This window comes from Arthrobacter sp. UYP6, assembly GCF_040547315.1.
GTDB lineage: Bacteria > Actinomycetota > Actinomycetes > Actinomycetales > Micrococcaceae > Arthrobacter_B.
In genome coordinates this window covers 119,813-141,210 of sequence record NZ_JBEPPM010000010.1, presented here as the reverse complement: position 1 = coordinate 141,210, position 21,398 = coordinate 119,813, and the positions used below count along the sequence as shown (strand labels likewise).

Below are 21,398 nucleotides of genomic sequence, written 5' to 3'. Positions count from 1 at the left end.
TGTCCCCTCACGGCTCGCACGCTGCCGCACTGCTCCTTGCCGCAGGGCTCCGGTCCGCTTACGGTGGCGGAATGGTTCTCCAACTCAGCGCCGAGGAGGCACGCCGGATGCGGTGGCGGTCCCAGCTGCTGGGCGGTTCGGATCTGACTCCGGCCGAAGTTCTCACCCGCGCCGTCGCCCTGCAGGGACAGGATCTGCCCGCGGTGCTGCGGGCCATAGCCATCCGCTCCCGGCCAGGAACCACGGTGGCGGACGTCCGCACGGCGTTCGACGACGGCGCCCTGGTGCGCGGGTGGCCGATGCGCGGCACGCTGTTCGCGACGACGCCGGAAAACCTGGCCGCGCTGCTGACCTTTACGGCGGAGCGCATCCACCGGTCAACGATCCGCCGACGGGAAGAGCTGGGACTGGATGACCGCACCGTTGCCCGGGCCCGGGACATACTTCTGGCCGCCCTGGAGGAGCGTCCGCTGCGCCGGTCGCAGGCCCTTGCCCTGTGGGAGACCGCCGGTATCCCCACGGCGGGCGGGCCAGGGTATCACCTGCTCATGCACCTCTCAGTCGCCGGTGACGCGCATTGGGGCGCCTTCGCCCCGAATGGGACCGAACAGCTCCTCACCCTGTCCCCGCTGCTGCCGCCCGCAGATCCCGATGCCGCCCTGGCCGGAATAGTGCGGGGCTTCGTCCTGGCTCGGGGGCCGGTGACCGAGGGGGATCTGGCCTGGTGGACCAAGCTTCCCCGCGCAGGGCTGCGCCGCGCTGCCGCCGCGGTGGAGGACCTGGTGGAGGTGGAGATGGAGGGCAGGACAGCCTGGATCATCGGTGAAGCGCAGGATTCCGGCAGCGTGGGCGATCCGCAGGAGGGAGCGGAATCGACGGAGGAAAAATCCGGCGGGACGGCAACGGGAGTGGTGCTTCTTCCGGGGTTTGACGAATGGATCCTCGGTTACGCGGACCGTTCACTGGTGGCCAGCGGGGCGATGCTCGACGCGCTGGTGCCGGGCCGCAATGGAGTTTTCCGTCCCGTGGTCCTGGTGGACGGGGTGGTGGTGGGCACCTGGCGGCTGCCGCGCACCCCGCGCGGCCGGACGGAGCCGGTCATTGAGCTGGTGGAAAACGTTCCGGCGGCCACGCAGCGGGCGATCGAACAGGCAGTGCAAGCCTGGCCCCACAGATAAGCCGTCTGGCCGGTGCCCCTGCCGTAGCGCGGATAATCCCCACGCGTAGACTGCCTTGAAACCCGCGGCCGCCGCTAAACGGCCGCCTCCGCAACGAAAGGACCGGTCCATGGCCAACCAGCCCATCACCGCCCAGAACACCGTCCAGCAGTGGCTCGACCACCCGGCAGGCGGCCCGGCTATTCGCGCCATGCTTGCGCAGGCCGGCAGCGACGAGTCCACCCTCGGCCCGGCGCTGACCCTGAAGCTGCAGCAGCTCGTGGACCTGAGCCAGGGCCAGTTCCCGCAGGCTGCAGTCGACGAACTCGTGAAGGCCGCCAACGGCGGCGTGATGCCGGAGGTTGATGCCGTGGTGCTGCCCACCGTTCCCGGCCGCTTCGAAGGCCGCACCATCATCGTTACCGGTGCCGGCGGCGGCATTGGCTGGGCCACCGCTGCCCGGATTGTCCGCGAAGGCGGCCGGGTGATCGCCGTCGACATTGCCGAGGGACGCATCCAGGAGCTTGCCGCCGAGCTTGGCGACGCGGTGGTTCCGGTGGCAGCAGACCTCACCGATCTGAGCGCCATTGACCGCATTGTTGCGGCGGCCGGCGGCACCGTTGACGGCCTGGCCAATGTGGCCGGCATCAATGATGATTTCTCTCCGCTGCACGAGGTCTCCGACACCATGTGGCAGAAGATCTTCGCCGTGAACGTGGACGGCCTGGTGCGTCTGACCCGCGCCGTGCTGCCGGGCATGCTGGCTGCCCAGCGCGGCTCCATTGTGAACGTGACCTCCGAGGCCGGCCTGCGCGGCTCAGCTTCCGGTGTTGCCTACACTGCGTCCAAGCATGCCGTGGTGGGCATCACCCGCAGCACCGCATTCATGTACGCCAAGGAAGGCCTCCGCGTGAACGCGGTGGCTCCGGGCGGCGTTGCCACCGGCATACCGATGGGCGGCAAGACCTCCGAGTACGGCGAGGCACGCCTGTCCCCGGCCCGCCTGAACATCCCGAGCATCGCCTCCGCGGAGGAACTCGCAGCGTCCATCACGTTCCTGCTCAGCGACGACGCAGCGAACATCAACGGCGCCATCCTGCCCTCCGACGGCGGCTGGTCCGCGGTCTAGGGTTCAGCTTTCATCCCCGCACGACGACGGCGGCCGGCACCTTCTCCAGGGAAGGTGCCGACCGCCGTCGTTATGCGGGTGAAACGCGTTAGGCTCCGGAAACTCCGGCGGCCAGCATGTTCAGTGAATCTTCGAGCTCATCCTTGGACACCATCGGGAAGGACACCTTCTTCAGTGTCTCCTTGTCGGTGACGTGGGACCAGTCGTAGGTCAGCGTGACCTCGGTGGAGTCCGCGCCTTGCGGCTCAAGCTCCCAGACCCACTGCCAGCCCATGGGATCGGTACCGGCCACAGCCGTCTGCCAGGCCAGCAGCTTGTTGTGGTCATATCCGGTGACGTGGTTGTCCGTCTGGTAATCGCCCATTTTGGCGTTGTTCATATTCATGGTGAACACCTGGCCCGAGGCCGTGATTCGGTCGGTTTTCTCGTCCGAAACCACCATGCCGGAGCCATCCAGCTGGTGGTGGCGCTCCGGGTTGGACAGGAGGTTGAAAATGTCTGCGGCTGAAGCGTCGATGATTCGCGAGACAACAATGCTCGTGTGATCAGTGGTCAATGAACTCTCCTTCAATAGATGGATCGTACGTACCCGCAGGCTCAGTCCGCGGTGTGTTCGGAGGCTTCCTGCAGTTCCCAGCCCGTAATATACGGCGGATCCTGCCCTTCGTCCCGAGTGTATTGCCGACAGCGGGTCCGTTCGTCCTGGAGCCACTGCCGGAAACCGGCCTGCGTTGATCCCAGCGACGCTACCCGGTCCAGCACGTCGATGGCCAACTGGAAGCGGTCAATCTGATTCAGCATGGCCATGTCGAACGGGGTGGTGGTGGTGCCCTCCTCCTTGTAGCCGCGCACATGCAGATTGCCGTGGTTGGTCCGCCGGTAGGTGAGCCGGTGAATCAGCCACGGATAGCCGTGGTAGGCGAAAATTACGGGCCGATCCTTAGTGAACAGGGTGTCAAAATCCCTGTCAGAGAGCCCGTGCGGGTGCTCTCCGGAGTCCTGCAGCCGCATCAGGTCCACCACGTTCACTACCCGAATTTTCAGGTCCGGCAGCTGCTGTTTCAGCAGTCCCGCCGCAGCCACGGTTTCCAGGGTGGGCACGTCCCCGGCGCAGGCCAGCACAACGTCGGGATCCGACTTTTCGCCCGGCCCGGCGGTTTCGCTGCCGGCGAAGTCCCAGATGCCTACACCGCGCTCCACATGCAGAAGTGCGTCCTGCGGATTCAGCCAGGCCGGCGTGGGCTGCTTGCCGGAAACCACCACGTTCACCCGGTCCCGGGTGCCCAGGATGTGCTCGGTGACTGCCAGCATGGTGTTCACATCCGGCGGCAGGTACACCCGGATGACTTCGGCCTTCTTGTTCACCACGTGGTCGATGAACCCGGGATCCTGATGCGAGAATCCGTTGTGGTCCTGCTGCCAGACGTGGCTGGACAGCAGGTAGTTCAGTGAGGCGATGGGCTGCCGCCAGGACAGGTTCCGGCTCACCTTCAGCCATTTGGCGTGCTGGTTGAACATGGAATCCACAATGTGGACAAACGCTTCATAGCAGTTGAAGACGCCGTGCCGTCCGGTCAGCAGGTACCCCTCAAGCCAGCCCTCACACAGGTGCTCGGAGAGAACTTCGGCCACCCGCCCGCTGCGGGCCAGATGCTCGTCAATCTCCTCGATGCGCTGCTGCCAGGCCTTGTCGGTGACCTCGTAAACGGCCTGCAGCCGGTTGGAGGCGGTCTCATCCGGGCCGAAGATGCGGAAGTTGGACGGGTTCGCCGAGATCACATCCCGCAGGTAGCCGCCGGCGGCGATCATCGGCGAGATCCGCTGCGTTCCCGGGTTCTCCACCTCCACGGCGTGGTCCGCGTAGGCGGGAAGTTTCAAGTCCTGCAGCAGGCGGCCGCCGTTGGCATACGGTGTGTCGCTCATCCGGGCGTTCCCCACCGGGGCCAGGGCGGCAATCTCGGGGCGCAGCCGGCCGGCGTCGTCGAACAGTTCCGCCGGCCGGTAGGAGAGCAGCCACTCCTGTAGCTGCGCCAGGTGCTCGGGGTTTTCATGGATCCCGGAAAGCGGCACCTGATGCGCGCGCCAGGTGCCCTCCATCTGCTGGCCGTCCACCACTGCGGGGCCGGTCCAGCCCTTGGGCGAGCGGAGCACGATCATGGGCCAGCGCGGGGCGTGCGTATTGCGGTCAGCGGCGTCCGGGGCGTCGGCCGGTACGGCCACCCGCTCACCGCTGCGGTACGGCGCCTGGATTTCGTCGATTTCCGCCAGGCAGGCTTCCAGTGCCGCCGCGAAATCGGCGTGCGCCTGCGCGGTCGACGCCGGATCCTCCACCGTCACCAGGTACGGGGAGTAGCCGTAGCCTTCCATCAGCTTCACCAGCTGCTCCTCGGGCATACGCGAGAGGATGGTCGGATTGGCAATCTTGTAGCCGTTCAGGTGCAGGATCGGCAGCACGGCGCCGTCCACGGCCGGGTCCAGGAAGCTGTTGGAGTGCCAGCTGGCGGCCAGCGGGCCGGTTTCGGCCTCGCCGTCGCCGATCACCGTGGCGGCGATCAGGTCCGGGTTGTCGAAGACCGCGCCGTAGGCGTGCGCCAGCGAATAGCCCAGCTCGCCGCCCTCATGGATGGAGCCGGGAGTCTCCGGCGCCGCGTGGCTGGGAATGCCGCCGGGATAGGAGAACTGTTTGAAGAGCGTGCGCAGCCCGTCCTCGTCCCGGCCCACATGACTGTAGACCTCGGAGTATGTGCCCTCCAGCCAGGCGTTGGCAACGTTGGCGGGCCCGCCGTGTCCGGGACCGGTGATGAACAGGACTTCGCGGTCCTGTGCGCGGATCAGCCGGTTCAGGTGCGCGTAGATGAAGTTCAAGCCCGGCGTGGTGCCCCAGTGGCCCAGCAGGCGGGCCTTGACGTCCTTTTTATTCAGGGGCCGGCGCAGCAGCGGATTGTCCCGCAAATAGATCTGCCCGGCGGAGAGGTAGTTGGCGGCACGCCACCAGGTGTCCACGTTCCTCAGGGTGCCGCTGAGCGGTTGTTCCGGTGCAATGGGTGCAGTTCTCATGCGGTTCCTCCGTGCTAGGGGACGGGTGAAGTGCGGGTGCGGGTCGGTGGGGGTGGAGTCAGGCTCAGGGGGTTTCGACGACGACGTCCGAGGGTTTTTTATCCGGGCGCAGGCCGCGCCAGGCCGGATGGCGCAGCTTGCCGGTGGCGGTGCGTTCAGCGTAGGTCACTTCGCCCACCAGGACGGGACGGACCCACTGCGCGTCGGACGCGTCGGCGCTGGGAACACCGTCCAGCGGAGGCGTCTTGCGGGCCAGTTTCTTGAGCCGCCCGCCCACCAGGGCCAGATCTTTTTCACTCAGTCCGGAGCCGACCCGCCCAACATAGGACAGCTCATGTCCGTCCGGCACGGCCACCAGCAGGGAACCGATTTTGGACGCCCGGTTTCCCCTGCCGGGACGCCAGCCAACAATGACCACTTCCTGAGTAAAGGAGTTCTTGAGCTTAATCCAGCTCCTGGACCGCCGCCCGGGCGAGTAGGTGCTGGTGCGGCGTTTGGCCATGACGCCTTCCAGGCCGAGTTCCCTGCTGGCTTCCACGGCCTCGTCCATGGACATCTCCAGTACCGGCGGCACCTGGACGTGTCCGTCCTGCCCCGCCGGTTTCACGGCGGATTCCAGGATTTCCCGCCGCTGTGTGTAGGGCAGGTCCATTAGTGAGTTTCCGTCCAGCCAGAGCAGGTCAAAGAGCATCAGGTGCACGGGGGTGCGGGCGGCGGCTGCCTCAATGTCGCGCCTCTTGGCCAGGTGCATGCGCGGCTGGAGCAGCCCGAAGTCGGGGCGGCCGGCCTTGTTGACCGCCACAATTTCCCCGTCCAGGACGGCGCGTTCCCCGAACAGGCGCCGGCTCAGTTCCTGCAGTTCGGGATAAGCGGCGGTCATGTCGTTGCCGTTGCGGCTGATCAGCCGGGTTCCCTCCGGCGTCACCTCCACCACGGCGCGGACGCCGTCCCACTTCATTTCGAAGGCCCATTCCTCATTCTCGTTTCCATCAGCGTCGTGGAACACGTCCGCCCGGGTGCCGAGCGTGGCCAGCATCGGTTCCACCGATGGCATGCCGTGTTCCCCGGCATCCTCCGCGACGGCCTTGGCGACGCCGGTGGTGTCCGGGAGGGTCATTTCGGCGGGGCCAGGAGCGGCGGCGGCGGCCGCTACGGTTTCGGCGGGAGATTCCGCTTCTTTATGAGCAGTTTTGGATTTGGCGGGGGTCTTGGGGTTAGCCGGGGCCTCGGGGTTGGCCGGGGCCTTGGGGTTGGCCGGGGCCTTGGATGTGGTGCCGGCCGTTTCCCCCGGGACCTCACCCGGTTCGGGCTGGTGCTTCATCAGGTGGATCAGCCAGTTGTTGGCTCCTCCCTTGCCGCCCTTGCCGCCGGTGTGGATCAGGGCGAAGCGGCGGTCCGCACTGCCCTCGGAGGCCAGACCGCCGTCGGGCGCACCGTGCAGCACGGCAATGACCTCCTTGCCGTCGCGCCATTTTTCCGGCTCATAGGTTCCGTGGTCCCAGATGCGCACCTCACCGGCACCGTACTCCCCCTTGGGTATGGTGCCGGCGAAGCTACCGTAGTCCAGCGGATGATCCTCGGTCTGCACCGCCAGATGGTTCTGGTTTGGTGAGTCCGGTGGCCCCTTGGGCAGCGCCCAGGAGACCAGGACGCCGTCGTGCTCCAGCCGGAAGTCCCAGTGCAGCCGGCGGGCATGGTGTTCCTGGATGACAAAGCTGTTGCCCTCCGAGGGCTCCGCGGGTTCCGCCGGGACCGGCTCCGGAGTTTTCGCGGCATCGCGCATGCTGCGGTACTTGCTCAGCCGGTCCGCCGTGCCGCCGCCGGCTTCAGCGCCGTCGGCCGTTGCCTCCTCCAGCGCCCCGGCCTCCAGTTCCCCGGCACCGGCGTCCATGCCGGCCAGCGGATCGCCGTTCTCAGCCAGCCGCTGCATCACCTGCTCATAGTCCAGCTGGGCGAGGTCCGGATCCTCCAGCTCCTCCCAGGTCCGCGGGGCGGCTACGGTGGGCGTGAACCGGCCGCGCAGCGAGTAGGGGCAGATGGTGGTTTTGTTGCCGTTGTTCTGGCTCCAGTCCAGCAGCACCTTGCCGGCACGCAGGGACTTCTTCATATCGGAGACAATCATGTCCCCGTGGTCGGCCTCCAGCGCGCGGGCCAGTTCGTGGGCGACGGCGCTGACCTCCTCCGAGGTCTGCTTCCCGTCCAGCGCGGCGTACAGGTGGATGCCCTTGGAGCCACTGGTGACCGGGCGGGCGTCCAGGCCCATGTCCGCAAGGATGTCCCGGGCCAGGCGGGCCACCTCGGCGCACTGCGCCAGATCCGCTCCCTCCCCCGGATCCAGGTCCAGCACGAGCCGGTCCGGGTTGTTGATCTTGCCGCGCGGACCGAACCGCCACTGCGGCACATGGATTTCCAGGGCTGCGCTCTGCGCCAGCCAGGTCAGCGTGGCCAGGTCATTGACCAGAGGATAAATGTTGGTGCCGCTTTTATGCTCGATCGGAAACCGTTTCACCCAGGTGGGAGCGGAGGTCTCAATATTTTTCTGGAAGAAGACCTGTCCCGGATCTCCGGGCACCCCCACGCCGTGAACCCAGCGTTTGCGGGTGGCCGGGCGGTCGCGGGAGTGCGGCAGCAGTGCCCCGGCAACGGCGGCGTAATAGGACAGAACATCGGCCTTGGTGGTACCTGTTTCCGGATACAGCACCTTGTCCAGGTTGGTCAGCCTCAGGCGGTGGCCGTCCACGTTCACGGTTTCCTGCTGCTTTAGACCCGCTCCGCTGCTTGCCATGGTCCCTAGTCTTACCGGGATCGGCAGCCAATTTCCACTATTTGTCAGTCTGCTGACCAGATTACGCCAAGGGCGTTCCGGCATCCCTGCGCAGCGGCGGAAGAACTGTGTAAGTTGGGAAAATGACTGAGCCACAGCGTGTTTTGGTAACGGGTGCAACAGGCTACATCGGCGGGCGGCTGGTTCCGCTGCTGCTGGAGGACGGGCACAAGGTGCGGGTGCTGGTCCGGTCCCCGGAGAAGCTCTCCGACGTGCCGTGGCATGACAGCGTGGAGATCATCCAGGGCGACCTGACGGACAAGGATTCAGTGGCCGGGGCCCTGCAGGACATCGACATCCTCTATTTCCTGGTGCATTCCATGGCGTCCGGCAAGGGGTTCGCGGACCAGGAACAGCAGATTGCGCACATTGTGGCGGATGCCGCGGCAGCGGCCGGAGTCAAAAAGATTGTCTATCTGGGCGGCCTCCACCCGGAGGGGGAGCTGTCCCCGCACATGCGCTCCCGCACCGAAGTGGGGCGGATCCTGCTTGAGGGCAGGGTTCCCGCCGTCGTCTATCAGGCCGGCGTGGTGATCGGCTCCGGATCGGCGTCGTTTGAGATGATCCGGCACCTGACTGAAACCCTGCCGGTGATGCCCGCGCCGAGCTGGGTGCGCCGGAAGATCGAGCCCATCGCCGTCCGGGACGTCCTGCACTATCTGGTCCGCGCCGTCGACCTCCCCGCGGAGGTGAACCGCACCTTCGACATCGGCTCCCGCGAGGTGCTGACGTACGCGGAGATCATGAACGGCTATGCGGAAGAGGCCGGGCTGCCGCGGCGGCGGATTTACGCCCTGCCGCTGCCCGCGCCCCGGCTGGCCGGCATGTGGGTGGCTCTGGTGACTCCGATTCCTCGGTCCATGTCCCTGCCGTTGGTCGAATCGCTGCAGCACGACGCCGTCTCCAAGGAACACGACATTGACCAGTACGTGCCGGCACCCGACGGCGGCCGCACCGGCTACCAGGAAGCGGTGAAACGGGCGCTGGGCAAGGAGAAGCGCGGTGAAGTGGAAACCACCTGGGCCGGGGCATCACCGGCAGCGGACGAGGCGTCTTCGCCGTTGCCCAGCGACCCGGACTGGGCCGGGCAAACCGTGTACGTGGACTCCCGTCAGCGCCGTTCCTCGGTGGCTCCCGAACATGTGTGGAAGGTGATTGAAGGAATCGGCGGTAAGAACGGCTGGTATTCCCTGCCCATGGCCTGGGCCATCCGCGGGGTGCTGGACAAGACCGTGGGCGGCGCCGGTCTGACCCGCGGCCGGCGCAATCCCACCACCCTGTTCACCGGAGATGTGGTGGACTGGTGGCGGGTGGAGCTGCTGGAGCGCGGCAGCCTGCTGCGGCTGCGCGCCGAAATGCGGGTGCCGGGCAAAGCCTGGCTGGAGCTGCGGGTGGATCCCGACGGCGACGGGAGCCTCTACCGCCAGCGCGCCATCTACTTCCCCAAAGGCCTCGGCGGGAGGCTGTACTGGTGGCTGATTGCCCCGTTCCACGGCCTGATTTTCCCGTCCATGGCCAAGAACATCATCAAGAACGCCTCCAAGCTGGCCCAGGAGAGCTGATTCAGCCCTCCACGCGCAGGCCCAGGTTGGCGGCCAGCAGGGGTGCCAGCATCATCAGCTGCCCGTCATCGATCGTGGCGCCGTTCAGGCCGGGCAGGTGCGTGATGGACCGCAGCTCTGTGCTGCGCAGATCCACGTCCTGGAACACCGCGCCGGAAAGGTTCAGGGCACCGATGCGGCAGTCCCGGAAGGCCAACCGGGTGGCGTGGACGCCGTCCAGGTCCAGCTCCTCGATCATGCAGCCACTGAACAGCACGTCAGTGAGCCGTGAGCTGCGCAGGTTCACGTAGTCCAGCTTGCCGCCGTCCACGTGCACGTTGGTCCAGCCGTTGTCATAGAGCTCTGCGGACCCCAGCCGGCTGCCCTCCAGCACCACGTCACGGAAGGTGGCCCGCGGCGCCCGGAAGACCGGCGCGTATAGGCCGGTGGAGCGGCATTCCAGAAACCGGGCGCCGCGCAGGCCGGTGTCCGTCATGGACACCGAGCTGAACTCGCACTCCAGGAAGGTGCTGCCCTGCAGGTCGGTGCCGTCAAAGGACTCTCCGTCAAAATGCAGGCCTTCAAACGTCCCGGCGGACTCCGGGGCAGGTGCGTCTTCCAATCCGTGCAGACGGAGCGGGTCCAGCGCCGGGGCTCGGGTCTTTCCGGACCGGGACGCAGAACGCCGCGTGGCTGCTGCCACGCCTACTTGCGCCGGCCGAAAACGAAGTAGGACAGCGGGCCGATGAAATTCACGGCACAGGCCGCAGACCAGAGCGTGCGTGATCCGCGGATTTGCGATGCGGGGCGGCGCCACATATCTGCCAGTGCCAGGCCGGCGAGGGCAAACTGCACGGTCGCGGAGACTCCCACCATCTTCTTCTGCGATGCGGTGAGGTCCTTGAGGGACTTTTTCCTGGCCACTGTGCTCTCGTTTCTGTGAGGATGTCTGCCGTATGCGGTGGCGATGCCGGGAATCCCCAAGCTGCTCACCTGCGCCAATTATCCTGCAGTTTCCGGATCCCGGCGGCAAAGAAGGCGTGCTCCCAGCGTGTCGATTCTTGAAAGGCATGGTGGATGATTCCCCGGATGTCATCCCCGCTGCGTTCCAGGACTGCTTCCAGTATGCGCACGGCCGCCGTGGTCGCCTCCGCGAAGTTCGGTTCGCTGTAGGTTGCCAGCCAGTCGGCATAGGGGTGGTCTGCCTGGTTGCGGTCCAGAAGCCGGGATCCGACGTCCGCATAGATCCAGAAACACGGCAGGACAGCACCCACCAGGCGCTCATATTCGCTGTCCGCAGCCCGGAAGGAGACCTTTCCGCTCCCCAGCAGATGGCGCAGATAGCCGCTGGTGATGGACGTCGGAAACACCTGCTCCGCTGTTTCCTCATCCTCCGGAAGCCACGCCGTGTGCAGCTCCATCTCCGTGGCAAGGGCTCCGTGGGCCGATTTCGCCCAGAAGGCCTGCTCGTCAAACGTCGGGGCAAGCTCGCTGGCCCGCGCCAGCGCACGGGCGTACCCGCGCAGGTACAGGGCGTCCTGGGCAAGGTAGAAAGCGAAGGATTCCCGGTCCAGGGACCCGCTCCCCAGGGCACGGACAAATTCCAACCCATCGATCTCTGCCCGGACGGCTTCCGTCTGTTGCCACAGAGCCGCTGTCCGGGGGCCCGCTGCTTCCACCGGCGTTGCCAGGGTTGCCGCCTCAGCGGTTGGAGCGGCAGCGGCTGGAGCCGCAGCGGCTGGAGCCGCAGCGGTTGGAGCGGCAGCGAGGCCGCGTTCCCACACGCCATGGAAGTGATGCACCGGCCCGTGGCCGGTACCGACATCGAGCTCGTCCGCATGCTCCAGCGCCTCCTGCAGCCAGGTTTTGGCGGTGGCCAGTGCCTCATCCCAACTGCCCAGCCGGGCGTAAAGGGTGGTTATGGCGGCGGAAAGTGAACAACCTGTGCCGTGCGTATTCTCGGTAGCAACTCGGGGCGTCCACACCTCGGCCAGCAACGGAACTGCTGCGGCAGCATCCACCAGGGCATCGGGGCTGTCTTCTCCCTCGAAATGTCCGCCCTTGACCAGAACCAACACACCGTAGGCGGCCGACAGCCGCTGCCCCTGCTCCAGCGCCCCGTCCCAGCTTTCCGCTACCGGTTCCTGCACCAGCGCAGCCAGTTCGGCCAGGTTTGGAGTCACCAGGTCCACCCGGTGCAGCAGCCGGCGCAGCGCCGCCTCGGCTCCGGCGTCGAGCAGCCGATCACCGCTGGTGGCCACCATCACGGGATCCAGGACCACCGCCGGGGTATCCACCGCCGCCAGCCATTCCTCCACAGCCTGCGTAACCTCGGCGTTGCCGAGCATCCCGATCTTCACGGCGTCAATCGCCACGTCGGCGCTTACCGCGTCCAGCTGCTCGCGCAGGAAGGACACTGGCGGAGTGTGAACCGAGCGCACGCCGTGCGTGTTCTGCGCCACCAGGGCGGTGACCACCGCCATGCCGTAGCCGCCGGTGGCCGAGATAGCTTTCAGATCCGCCTGGATACCGGCGCCGCCGGTGGGGTCGGTGCCGGCAATGCTGAGGATCCGGGGAACCGGCCGGATGGAATGCGCGGCGCTCATGCGTGCCAGGCCTTCACCAGGTCCGTTGCGGCGCGCAGCGGATTGGCCGTTCCGCAGATGGCCGAGACCACGGCCGCCCCGGTGGCGCCTGCGGTCCGCAGCGCCCCAATATCTTCACGCAGGATCCCTCCGATCGCCACCACCGGCAATGGAGACCGTGCGGCAAAATCGGCAAACCCGCTGATGCCCAGAGGCTCGGGATGATCCGGTTTGGTGCGGGTGGGTCGGATAACCCCGGCGCCCAGGTAGTCCACGGTGCCCTGCGGCAGGGTCGCGAGCACATCCAGATGGCCTGGCGTGTTGGCAGTGAGGCCGACGACGGCGTCCGGGCCCACCAGGGTGCGCACGAGTTCTACGGGCAGATCATTCTGGCCCACATGGACCCCGTGCACGGCGGCACGGGCTGCCCGGGCAGCCAGGTAGATATCCACCCTGTCATCCACCAGCACGGTGGCCCGGCTGGCGGCGGCTTCTGCCACGGCAAGGACCAGCGCATAGAAATCTGCCGCCGAAGCGTCCTTCTCCCGGACCTGGATGGTCTTCACTCCTCCGGCCACGGCAGCCCGGACGGTATCGATCACCCCGCGCGGTCCGCACAGCGCCGTGTCCGTCACCAGATAGATGCCGCTGGTCCTCATCCGTTCCCGGGAGTTGGAAACGTCAGCCACTCCGGCCCTCATGCTAGGGCCAGCCGCTCGTCCAGATCCCGGCCGCTGAGCGCGGCCAGTGCGTCGAGGAATCCGACGGCGAAGCTGCCCGGGCCGGAGGCCGCTTCCGCCGCGGGTTCCGCGGCCACCGTGTAGGCAGCCGTGGCCGCGGCGACGGCAGCCAGGGTTCCGCCGTCGTCGGCCACTGCCAGAAAAGCCGCGGTGACCGCGCCCAGCGCGCACCCGCCGCCGGTGACCCGGGTGAGCAGGGAATTCCCGTTGCTGATGCGCACCGTGTCGGTGCCGTCGGTGATCACGTCCGTGGGACCGGAGACGGCCACCACTGATCCGTATTTTTCGGCCAGGAGGAGAGCAGCCGGAAGGGCCTCTTCGGCGTTGTCTGTGGCATCGACGCCGCGGCCCCCGGCGCCCAGCCCGGCGAGGGCGATGATTTCCGAGGCGTTTCCGCGGATGGAAGTGGGACGCAGCGCAAGGAGTTCAGCGGCGAGTGCAGTGCGGACGGGCAGGCTGCCCACGGCCACGGGGTCCAGCACCCAGGGCGTACCGGCGGCGTTCGCGGCTTCGGCGGCTTCGGCCATGGCGATGCGCTGTTCCGCATGCGGAGTGCCCAGATTGATCAGGACTGCGGACGCGGCCCGGGCAAACGGTCCGGCCTCGCCGGGGATGTCGGTCATGGCGGGAGCCGCGCCCAGGGCCAAAAGAACGTTAGCGGTGAAGTTGGTGACCACGGCATTGGTCAGGCACTGCACCAGGGGAGGTTCGGCGCGGAGGTGCGCCAGGAGGGTGGAAACAGTTAACGGTGTCAGGCGAATAGTCATCCGCGACATCCCTTCGCTAGTTCGAACTAGATCAGGTTCAACGGGTGTTATCTCAGCCTCTCGGCACCCCGTGTCACTGCCATCGACTGTAGGCCATTCCGCAGCGAAAGACACCGGCCGCGGCCAAGTGTGTTTCGGTTTTGCCGGTCAGAGCGCGGAGTGCGTACCCAGCCGGTGATAGGTCCGGTTGTGATAGACCAGCGGCTCATCCGGCTCGCCGGAGGCGAGGACCTCCAGCACCTCGGCGGTCAGCAGGATGGAGGCGCCGACGGCGGTGCGGCTCAGGACCCGGGCACGCAGGGCATGCGGCGCCTCGGTCAGCAGCGGCTCCCCGGCAGGCAGGCTTTCCCAGGCCAGGTCCTCGGTGAAGCGGTCAGCGCCGGCCCGGGCAAAGAGGGATGCAAGATGCGCATTGCGGGCGCCGAGCAGATGGACCACCACATTTTCAGCGGCGGCAATGACACCGGCGGAACCCAAAGCGGAAGCCAGCGAGAAGACCAAAATGGGTGGATCGGCGGAGACGGAGGACACGGATGACGCGGTCAATCCGACCGGGCCGGCGGGACCGTGCGCGGTAATGACGGCTACTCCGGCCGGATGGGCGCGGAAAGCGTCCTTGAAATGGTCTGTCAGCATGATTCAAAGCTAGGACCTCAACATTGGTTGAGGTCAAATCGGTGGGCGGGTGCCGGCGCAAACCCGGTTGTGCGGCGTCAAATGAGGCCTTCAGAATTCAAAGGCGCGGGCACCTGTTCCGCGGCCAGCCGATTCGTCGTCAGGGTTCACGAAGCGGCATTCGGCCAGCGATAGGCAGCCGCAGCCGATGCACCCGCCGAGGCGGTCGCGCAGGACCTCCAGGGAATGGATCCGTTCGTCCAGATCCTGACGCCAGGCCGCAGAAAGACGCTGCCAGTCGTGCTGGTCCGGCACTGCATCCTTCGGCAGTTCCTCCAGGGCCCGGGCGATGGTGGCCAGTGGAATTCCCGCCCGCTGGGCCGCCCGGATTACCGCCACCCGGCGCAGCACCGAACGGTCGAAGCGGCGCTGGTTGCCGGCCGTTCTGCGGCTGCTGATCAGTCCCTGCCGTTCGTAGAAATGCAGGGCGGAAACACTCACTCCACTGCGCTCAGCCACTTGGCCCACCGTCAGTTCGGACCGGCCCGGGGTATTCCCGCCGGTTGATACATCTCTGCCCACAGTCCTGCCCTCCGTCGCCGATTCCATTATCCGCCCTGCACTGCTCGCCAGCCCGCGGAGTCAGGGTCGGGTCGGGGTCGGGTCTCGGTCGGGCCGGGCCGGGTCTCGCCGCCTCCCCATCGGCCACAGTATCGCCGAGTGTCCCTCCGCCCCTCCAAGTGCGGCGTATCCAGTGTCGATTTCGCGTCGCAACGCCCCTCAAAGTGCGGCGTGTCCAGTGTCGACTTCGCGCCGCAACGCCCCTCCAAGTGCGGCGTGTCCAGTGTCGACTTCGCGCGGCAACACCCCGCCGAGTGTCGAGAACTTGCGCGAATACGGCGCGTATTCCCGCATCACCGCGACACTCAACGAGGCTATAGACCCTCCTTCCGACACTCGATGGCAACAATTTCGCCGCCCGCGTCTGGCGGTCCAGGCCCGGAGGTGTGAGAGTGGCTTCCTGATCACGCCCCAACCCCGTCGAGTGTGGACTTCCCGCCGGAATACGGCGCGGATTCCCGCATGACCGCGACATTCGACGAGGCGAGAAAACCTCATACCAACACTCGAATCCACCCGGAAAGGCCCTCATGTCCCCTGCAGCTCCCAATGCCGCCGGAACCTTGGTTTTCCTGCAGGGCACCGGCGATCCCGATCCTGTCCCCGCCGAAACCATTCGTTGGATGCTTGCCCAAGATCCGGACCTTGCAGGCTATTCGGTCCTCGACGTTGCCTGGACTTCGGGGGCAGCCCCCGATATCAGCGTGGTTCCGGCCCTCCCGCCACGCTACGAGCCGATGGGCGCTTACAACCCGCCGGCAACCGACGTTGCGGAACGCGGATTGGCTTTGGCAGGACTGGACCTTCTGACCGCTCCACCGCTCCACCGGCCCCCGGGGACCGGAAACCAAGCCATGACAACGGCGGCTGGTCCGGCAGCAATCGAAGCTGCGGAAGAAAACCTACTGGGCAGCAGCCTGCAGCGGCTGACCCTGAATCTGGTCACCGACGTCGCGGTCCGCCGCCGGGCGCCGCTGACGGAGGCAGCATCGGACCTTTCCCGCAGCATCGTCTTTTACCTGCGCCGCGGCGCCGAAGCGCGCACCGCCGTCGCGCATGCCCTGCGGATGGTGAACCAGGACGCTCCGGTAATCCTCTTCGGCCACAGCCTCGGCGGGGTGGCCGCCGTGGATCTGGTGAGCGGTCCCGAGTGGGAAGCCGAAAACCTTCGAGTGGACCTGTTGGTGACGGTCGGTTCCCAGAGCCCATGGCTGTGTCTGCTGGGCGGACTGGCGCATCTGACTTCGGACGGGCAGGGCACCGTGCCCATTCCCTGGCTGAATTTTTGGGACGAACGCGATCTGCTCGCCTTTTGCGCCGAACGTGTCTTCGCCGGACGCGGCGTTCGAATTGTCGACCGGGAGCTCACCTCCGGGGAGCCCTTCCCGAATTCCCACAACGCCTACTTTGCCGATCCGGAGCTTTACCTCGGAATTCGGAAGGAATTGGCAGTGGTCCTTAACGGTTAGCGGCCCTCTGGCCGAGGGATACCGCCTTAGTGTTCACTGGACTACATGAGAGCCATCTGGAAGGGTGCCATAGCATTTGGACTGGTCAACGTGCCGGTCAAGGTTTACGCCGCCACCGAGGATCATGACGTCAGCCTGCATCAGGTCCATGAAAAGGACGGCGGGCGCATCCGCTACCAGCGCCGCTGCGAAATCTGCGGGGAGGTGGTGGAGTACAAGGACATAGCCAAGGCGTACGACGACGGCGAGCAGACAGTGGTCCTGACCGACGAAGATCTGGCGTCCCTCCCGGTGGAGAAAAGCCGCGAAATCGACGTCGTCGAATTCGTACCCAGCGAGCAGGTGGATCCCATCCTGTTTGACCGGACGTATTATCTGGAGCCGGATTCCTCATCAACTAAGTCCTATGTCCTGCTGCGCCGCACCCTGGAGGACACCGAGCGCACAGCTATTGTGCAGTTTTCGCTCCGGCAGAAAAGCCGGCTGGGCGCCCTGCGGGTCCGGGACGACGTACTGACCCTGCAGACCCTGCTGTGGGAGGACGAAGTCCGGGAAGCCTCCTTCCCGTCCCTGGATGAAAAGGTGCGGATTAGCGCCAAGGAACTGGAAATGTCTTCTGCCCTGGTGGAGTCATTCAGCTCGGACTTCAATCCGGCGGAGTTCACCGATGATTATCAGGAGCAGCTGAAGACGCTGATCGAGGCGAAGCTGGAAAAGGGTGAAGCCCTGGATACCGAGGAAACATTCGGCACGGAGACGGAAGAGGAGGGCGGAAAGGTCCTGGATCTGATGGAAGCCCTGCGCCGCAGTGTGGAAAAGAACCGCGACAAGAAATCGGGCGGGTCAAAATCCTCCGGTTCCGGAACCCGGTCCTCGCCGCGCACCAAGAGCGGCGAGGATGACTCCGGGGAAAAGAAACCGGCGGCACGCAAAACCGCAGCCAAAACCAGGAAGGGTGCCTAAGCCATGGCGTTAACCAATTTCTTTCGGGACCGCAACGGACGCATCTGCATTGCCGAAGCTCCCAACCTGCCGATCCTGGCCTGGGCTGGTTTCGGGGCCGCATCCATGATGGCTCTGACACCGAAATACCAGCAGATCATGAGCGCTCTCAGCAAGGGCTCCCTGATCGTGTGGGCGCTGCTGGAAGCGGTGCGGGGCAAGAGTCCGTTCCGCCGCACCGTGGGCATGGCCGCCCTCGCACGGGAGGTCCTTCCCCGTACGTGAGAGGGGGGTCAGGCTCTTTACTGCCGATAGCCTTCCACTTCGCCCACTGGACGAACCGCCGCGTCGTCGGGGTTTTCGCCGGCGTCCAGCCGCGCCCGGCGCTGCCGCAGCAGGTCCCAGCACTGGTCCAGCTGTTCCTCCACCCGGCGCAGCTGATTCAGGCGGTCTTCGGGGTGGTCCGCGGCCGGGGCGTCCCGCAGGGACTGCTCCTTTTCCACGAGCTCTGAAATGCGGTGCTGAATATCTGTAGCGTCCATTCCCCCACGCTAGCCATCCCTCCCACAGGTTGCCAGAACCCAGCCGCATCTCCTCTTCCCCGGCTGCCGCAGCGGTTCAGATCCGGCCCCGGCTCAGCCGGGGAGCAGCTCAGCCAGGCAGCAGCTGGCGCAGGAACCGGGAGAATCCTTCAGGCGCTCTTCCGTCCTTCCGTCCGGACGTGATGACACGCAGACGGTCAGTGGCGATCCACAGCGTACCCGCTGCCTTGATTCGGGCCGCCAGATCCACGTCCTCATGGGCGGCCAGCGGCGCAAACCCGCCGGCACGCCGGTAGGCTGCCGCCGAAAAGCCCAAATTGGCGCCGTGTACGTGGGGATGTCCTTCGCCCAACACATGGAGCCGCCGCCAGCGGGCCAGCTCCTCCTCGGTGAGGTCAGCCGGATCGGGAACCACCGTCCCCAGGACCAGCCCGTAACCGGCGGCAGCGAGACGGTGCTGGCCCAGAAGCCAGTCCTGGGGAACCACTGTGTCCGCATCGGTAGTGGCAATCCAGAGTCCAGGCAGCTCCGGCTGAGCTGCGATGCCGGCGGCCCGTGCGGCGCCGACCGTTCCGAAAGCACCGGATATTTTCCGCAGCTCAAGTTCGGGCGCCCAGTCAGCCTGCAGCCCCGCCACCAGCTCGGCGGATCCATCAGTGCAGGAATCCAGCACCACGGTAATCACGGCGGAGACGCCATGTTCCGCCAGGGCGCGGACGGCATCGGCCACGGATGAGAGGGCTGCCGGCAGCAGCTGTTCTTCGTTGCGGGCCGGGATGATCACGGCCACATGGTCAGGAGCGGTCATGCATCAGGATGCGACTGCCTTGGCCAGCACATCTATCCGAAAGTCCGCCTCACTGTGCTCAGCTATTACCCGCAGACCGTTTTGTGCCCGGAACACGTCGTGGACCTGGTCACCGGTCAGCTCCCAGCCCACGTTTGGATGCCGCCAGTGACACAGCAGGACCACGCCGTCGTCCGTCAGGGAGACTTCGGTGCGGGCGGCCAGCTCCAGCAGCTCGCTGCGCTGGAGGAAATAACCGATCTCCGAAACCACCACCAGGTCAAAGCGTCCGGCGGGCCAGTCCTGCGGCACGGCACCCTGCTCCAACCGCACATGACCAGACCCGGCGAGCCTCTGCCGGGCCATGTCCAGTGCACGTTCGCTGATGTCTGTGGCAGTTACGGCGTCTGCACGGCCCGCGAGCTCCAGGGTGAAGACACCTATGGAGCAGCCGGGTTCAAAGACCGAGGCAAAATGCGGACGCGGAAGCATGGCCAGGCTCAGCGCCCGTTTTCGCTGCTCGTAAAAGCTGCTCTCAAACTGCCAGGGATCGGCCGAGGTCCGGTACAGGTCCTCGAACACCTCGCGGGGCGGACGCGGACGGGTCAGCACAAAGGACTCAAAACTGCGTTCAAAATGGGCCAGGACCTCCGGGCTGAGCAGCGCTTCGTCTCCGGGGGCCGGAGAAAGCGGCCTCACCTGTGTGACGTGCTCGGCCATGGCACGTATTTTGGCGTCTGCGGCCTCTTCGAGCGGGAGCACCACCAGATCCTCCGGGACGTCCGCGGGCCGGCCCCAATGCCACAGCCAGATCGGATATTCAAGCAGCGGAAGCCCCAGGGTGCGGGCGAGTGCGGCAGCCGCCCGGCCGGCGGTGTCGTGATCCGTGTGTCCGTCCGTCCGCCAGGGGGCGGCGAGGACGGTGTGTTCATCCGCCGGACCCACAACGCCGGCCAGGGCGGCATCGAGCTCCGCGCGGTGCCGGGCGAGCCCGCCGTCGGGCAGGTCCAGGAAATGCACCGCGACCTCAGGCGCCAGCTCGGTCACGGCGGCACGCAGCTCGTCCCGGCGAACCCCGGCCAGTTCCTTTGGCGTGAAGGTGGGTGAGTCGGGATGGGACGCCTCGCCCGCGGTTGCCACTACAACATCGACGGCGATACCGCGGGCGGCGAGAATAGCGATGAGCCCGCCGGCGCCCAGGGTTTCGTCATCGGGGTGGGCGGCCAGAAGCACAAGCCGGCCGGTTCCGTCCGGCCACAGCAGTTCCGGATCAAGGCGGCGGCGGCCCTCCAGCGCCGAGATCCATTCCGCTTCGGGGACGGACTTATCCAGATGGCTGAAGGTCACCACGGGAGACCTTCGCCCTGCAGCAGGGACCGGCCCAAGGCTGCATGGTCGCGCTCAGCATGATGCTGGCGAAGGTAAATCCTCAGGTCTGCCGTCCGCCGGGCGTGCTCCTCTTCCAGCGCCAGCGGACCGGGACCCAGACCGTGGTCCACGAGGGTCAGCACCTCTTCGGCAGCGTCCGCCACAACGTTCCTCACCCGGCTCGCCAGAACGGAACCGTCATTGCCCTCAGCCAGGCCGGCGTCGATTCGGCCGGCGGCCATGTCCAGCACAGCGCGCGCAGCCTGCAGTCTGGCGTCCACCCTGCCCAACAGCAGGAGGGCAACCTGATCCGGTTCGCGCTCCGAAGCGGCCCGGAACAGGCGGCGTGCCACCCCCGCTGCTCCGCCGTACCAGCAGGCAGCCACCCCCATTCCGCCCCAGGCAAAGCCCGCGCGTTCCAGGTACCAGTGATCCTCTCCCACCGGACGCGCAGCGGCGCCCAGGAAATCCACCGGACCGCTGTCCACATCGACCAGGCCGCGGCTGACCCACGTGCCCGCCACCGGTGTCACGGAAGGTTGACGCAGGTCCACAGCGAAAGCCCGACGGCGGCCGGAGCCGGTGTGTGCGGTGACCACTGCATAGTCGAGCCGTCCGGCCAGCGAACACCAGGGCTTGCGTCCAGACAGCTCCCAGCCGGTCCCGGTCTGTGTTGCCGCCAAGGCGGTCCCCGGACCTTCGGCGGCAAACACCCCCCAGGTTCCGGGCTCGGCATGAATCCCCGCCTGCGCCATGATGGCCAGGGCATCCAGATGCGGCTCCAGGGCGCGGGCGGCTGTCAGATCGGCAGCGGCAACGGTGGCCAATAGTGACCACAGCCGCTTCGTGCGGCCCTGCCCGGGCAACGGGGCGGCCGCCGCCAGGTCCGCCGCCAGTGCCAGTGCCGCCGTCGCATTCCCCTGGACGTCGGCGGCTTTCCGGGCGAGATCCGGCATATCCGGCACCCCCTGGGCACCGAAGTCCGGATCCGCCGTGTTCAAAACTGTGCTGTCCACCGTGTCCTTACTCCCAGGATCGGCGCTGCAACCGCTCATGGTGCGTTGTTGAGAGACTTTGCACTCAGTTTGCCAGTTCAGCCGGTGGTAATCCTCTTCTTCGCCCGCGGCGAAACAACTTCCGCGGAAACGAGTTACCACCCGAAGGCGTTTTCCCGTTATGCCGGGTACATCCGACCCGGTGCGGACCGTATGCCAGAAAAGACCAACAGGGGTGCACACTGGGTGCACCCCTGTC

The 21,398-nt window shown here is 66.4% G+C and carries 20 protein-coding genes and 1 riboswitch; of the genes, 6 read left to right on the top strand and 14 right to left on the bottom strand.

Features of this window, described 5'->3' with window-relative positions:
* Positions 1-71 precede the first annotated feature (71 nt).
* Both ABIB35_RS10480 and ABIB35_RS10475 read left to right on the top strand, forming a co-directional pair.
* Positions 72-1,178, top strand: a complete 1,107-nt coding sequence (locus tag ABIB35_RS10480) for a DNA glycosylase AlkZ-like family protein (protein ID WP_354181148.1) — start codon at positions 72-74, stop codon at positions 1,176-1,178.
* Between the two features lie 109 nt (positions 1,179-1,287).
* Complete coding sequence (locus ABIB35_RS10475) at positions 1,288-2,286, top strand: SDR family NAD(P)-dependent oxidoreductase (protein ID WP_354181147.1); 999 nt, start codon at positions 1,288-1,290, stop codon at positions 2,284-2,286.
* A gap of 88 nt (positions 2,287-2,374) precedes the next feature.
* Here the strand turns inward: ABIB35_RS10475 and ABIB35_RS10470 are convergent, their stop codons facing one another.
* The 3 genes from ABIB35_RS10470 to ABIB35_RS10460 all read right to left on the bottom strand — a co-directional run bounded on the left by ABIB35_RS10470 (position 2,375) and on the right by ABIB35_RS10460 (position 8,128).
* Positions 2,375-2,842: an SRPBCC family protein gene (locus ABIB35_RS10470; protein ID WP_354181145.1), complete on the bottom strand. Its 468-nt coding sequence runs from the start codon at positions 2,840-2,842 to the stop codon at positions 2,375-2,377.
* Positions 2,843-2,883: 41 nt separating this feature from the next.
* Complete coding sequence (locus ABIB35_RS10465) at positions 2,884-5,343, bottom strand: phosphoketolase family protein (RefSeq protein ID WP_354181144.1); 2,460 nt, start codon at positions 5,341-5,343, stop codon at positions 2,884-2,886.
* Between the two features lie 64 nt (positions 5,344-5,407).
* Positions 5,408-8,128 carry an ATP-dependent DNA ligase gene (locus ABIB35_RS10460; protein ID WP_354181142.1) on the bottom strand — a complete coding sequence of 907 codons (2,721 nt, stop codon included), beginning with the start codon at positions 8,126-8,128 and terminating at the stop codon, positions 5,408-5,410.
* Between the two features lie 122 nt (positions 8,129-8,250).
* Here ABIB35_RS10460 and ABIB35_RS10455 point away from each other — a divergent pair, with 122 nt between their 5' ends.
* Positions 8,251-9,729, top strand: coding sequence for an SDR family oxidoreductase (locus tag ABIB35_RS10455; RefSeq protein WP_354181140.1), 1,479 nt, complete (start codon positions 8,251-8,253; stop codon positions 9,727-9,729).
* 1 nt (position 9,730) lies between these two features.
* Here ABIB35_RS10455 and ABIB35_RS10450 read toward each other — a convergent pair whose 3' ends face one another.
* From ABIB35_RS10450 to soxR, 7 genes are all read right to left on the bottom strand, one after another.
* Complete coding sequence (locus ABIB35_RS10450; RefSeq protein ID WP_354181138.1) at positions 9,731-10,411, bottom strand: pentapeptide repeat-containing protein; 681 nt, start codon at positions 10,409-10,411, stop codon at positions 9,731-9,733.
* 2 nt (positions 10,412-10,413) lie between these two features.
* Complete coding sequence (locus ABIB35_RS10445) at positions 10,414-10,632, bottom strand: PLDc N-terminal domain-containing protein (RefSeq protein ID WP_354181137.1); 219 nt, start codon at positions 10,630-10,632, stop codon at positions 10,414-10,416.
* A gap of 65 nt (positions 10,633-10,697) precedes the next feature.
* Positions 10,698-12,314 carry a bifunctional hydroxymethylpyrimidine kinase/phosphomethylpyrimidine kinase gene (locus tag ABIB35_RS10440; RefSeq protein WP_354181136.1) on the bottom strand — a complete coding sequence of 539 codons (1,617 nt, stop codon included), beginning with the start codon at positions 12,312-12,314 and terminating at the stop codon, positions 10,698-10,700.
* The gene (thiE, locus tag ABIB35_RS10435) at positions 12,311-12,982 is read right to left on the bottom strand and encodes a thiamine phosphate synthase (RefSeq protein ID WP_354181134.1); all 672 of its coding nucleotides are present in this window, start codon (positions 12,980-12,982) and stop codon (positions 12,311-12,313) included. Before thiE ends, ABIB35_RS10440 begins: the two co-directional genes overlap by 4 nt.
* An 8-nt stretch (positions 12,983-12,990) precedes the next feature.
* Positions 12,991-13,809: a hydroxyethylthiazole kinase gene (thiM, locus tag ABIB35_RS10430; protein ID WP_354181133.1), complete on the bottom strand. Its 819-nt coding sequence runs from the start codon at positions 13,807-13,809 to the stop codon at positions 12,991-12,993.
* Positions 13,792-13,881: riboswitch (TPP riboswitch) on the bottom strand. It overlaps the preceding gene by 18 nt.
* A gap of 66 nt (positions 13,882-13,947) precedes the next feature.
* The gene (locus tag ABIB35_RS10425) at positions 13,948-14,436 is read right to left on the bottom strand and encodes a flavin reductase family protein (RefSeq protein ID WP_354181132.1); all 489 of its coding nucleotides are present in this window, start codon (positions 14,434-14,436) and stop codon (positions 13,948-13,950) included.
* Between the two features lie 90 nt (positions 14,437-14,526).
* Positions 14,527-15,024: a redox-sensitive transcriptional activator SoxR gene (soxR, locus tag ABIB35_RS10420; protein WP_354181131.1), complete on the bottom strand. Its 498-nt coding sequence runs from the start codon at positions 15,022-15,024 to the stop codon at positions 14,527-14,529.
* Between the two features lie 542 nt (positions 15,025-15,566).
* On the opposite strand from soxR, the gene ABIB35_RS10415 reads away from it, so the two are divergent.
* From ABIB35_RS10415 to ABIB35_RS10405, 3 genes are read left to right on the top strand one after another with little or no spacing between them, the layout of a single operon-like run.
* On the top strand, positions 15,567-16,505 hold the full coding sequence (locus tag ABIB35_RS10415; protein WP_354181130.1) for a hypothetical protein: 939 nt from the start codon (positions 15,567-15,569) through the stop codon (positions 16,503-16,505).
* Between the two features lie 45 nt (positions 16,506-16,550).
* Positions 16,551-17,468 carry a non-homologous end joining protein Ku gene (ku, locus tag ABIB35_RS10410; RefSeq protein ID WP_354181129.1) on the top strand — a complete coding sequence of 306 codons (918 nt, stop codon included), beginning with the start codon at positions 16,551-16,553 and terminating at the stop codon, positions 17,466-17,468.
* A 3-nt stretch (positions 17,469-17,471) separates the two neighbouring features.
* A complete protein-coding gene (locus tag ABIB35_RS10405) occupies positions 17,472-17,732 on the top strand; it encodes a hypothetical protein (protein WP_354181128.1) in 261 nt (86 codons plus the stop codon).
* Between the two features lie 17 nt (positions 17,733-17,749).
* Here ABIB35_RS10405 and ABIB35_RS10400 read toward each other — a convergent pair whose 3' ends face one another.
* The 4 genes from ABIB35_RS10400 to ABIB35_RS10385 form a co-directional block, all read right to left on the bottom strand.
* Complete coding sequence (locus tag ABIB35_RS10400) at positions 17,750-17,989, bottom strand: DUF2630 family protein (protein WP_354181126.1); 240 nt, start codon at positions 17,987-17,989, stop codon at positions 17,750-17,752.
* A gap of 109 nt (positions 17,990-18,098) precedes the next feature.
* Positions 18,099-18,797 (bottom strand): glycosyltransferase family 2 protein, encoded by a 699-nt coding sequence (locus ABIB35_RS10395; RefSeq protein WP_354181125.1) that lies wholly within the window; start codon positions 18,795-18,797, stop codon positions 18,099-18,101.
* Between the two features lie 3 nt (positions 18,798-18,800).
* Positions 18,801-20,123, bottom strand: coding sequence for a PIG-L family deacetylase (locus tag ABIB35_RS10390; protein WP_354181124.1), 1,323 nt, complete (start codon positions 20,121-20,123; stop codon positions 18,801-18,803).
* Positions 20,120-21,160, bottom strand: a complete 1,041-nt coding sequence (locus ABIB35_RS10385; RefSeq protein WP_354181123.1) for an acyl-CoA dehydrogenase family protein — start codon at positions 21,158-21,160, stop codon at positions 20,120-20,122. Before ABIB35_RS10385 ends, ABIB35_RS10390 begins: the two co-directional genes overlap by 4 nt.
* Positions 21,161-21,398: the final 238 nt, after the last annotated feature.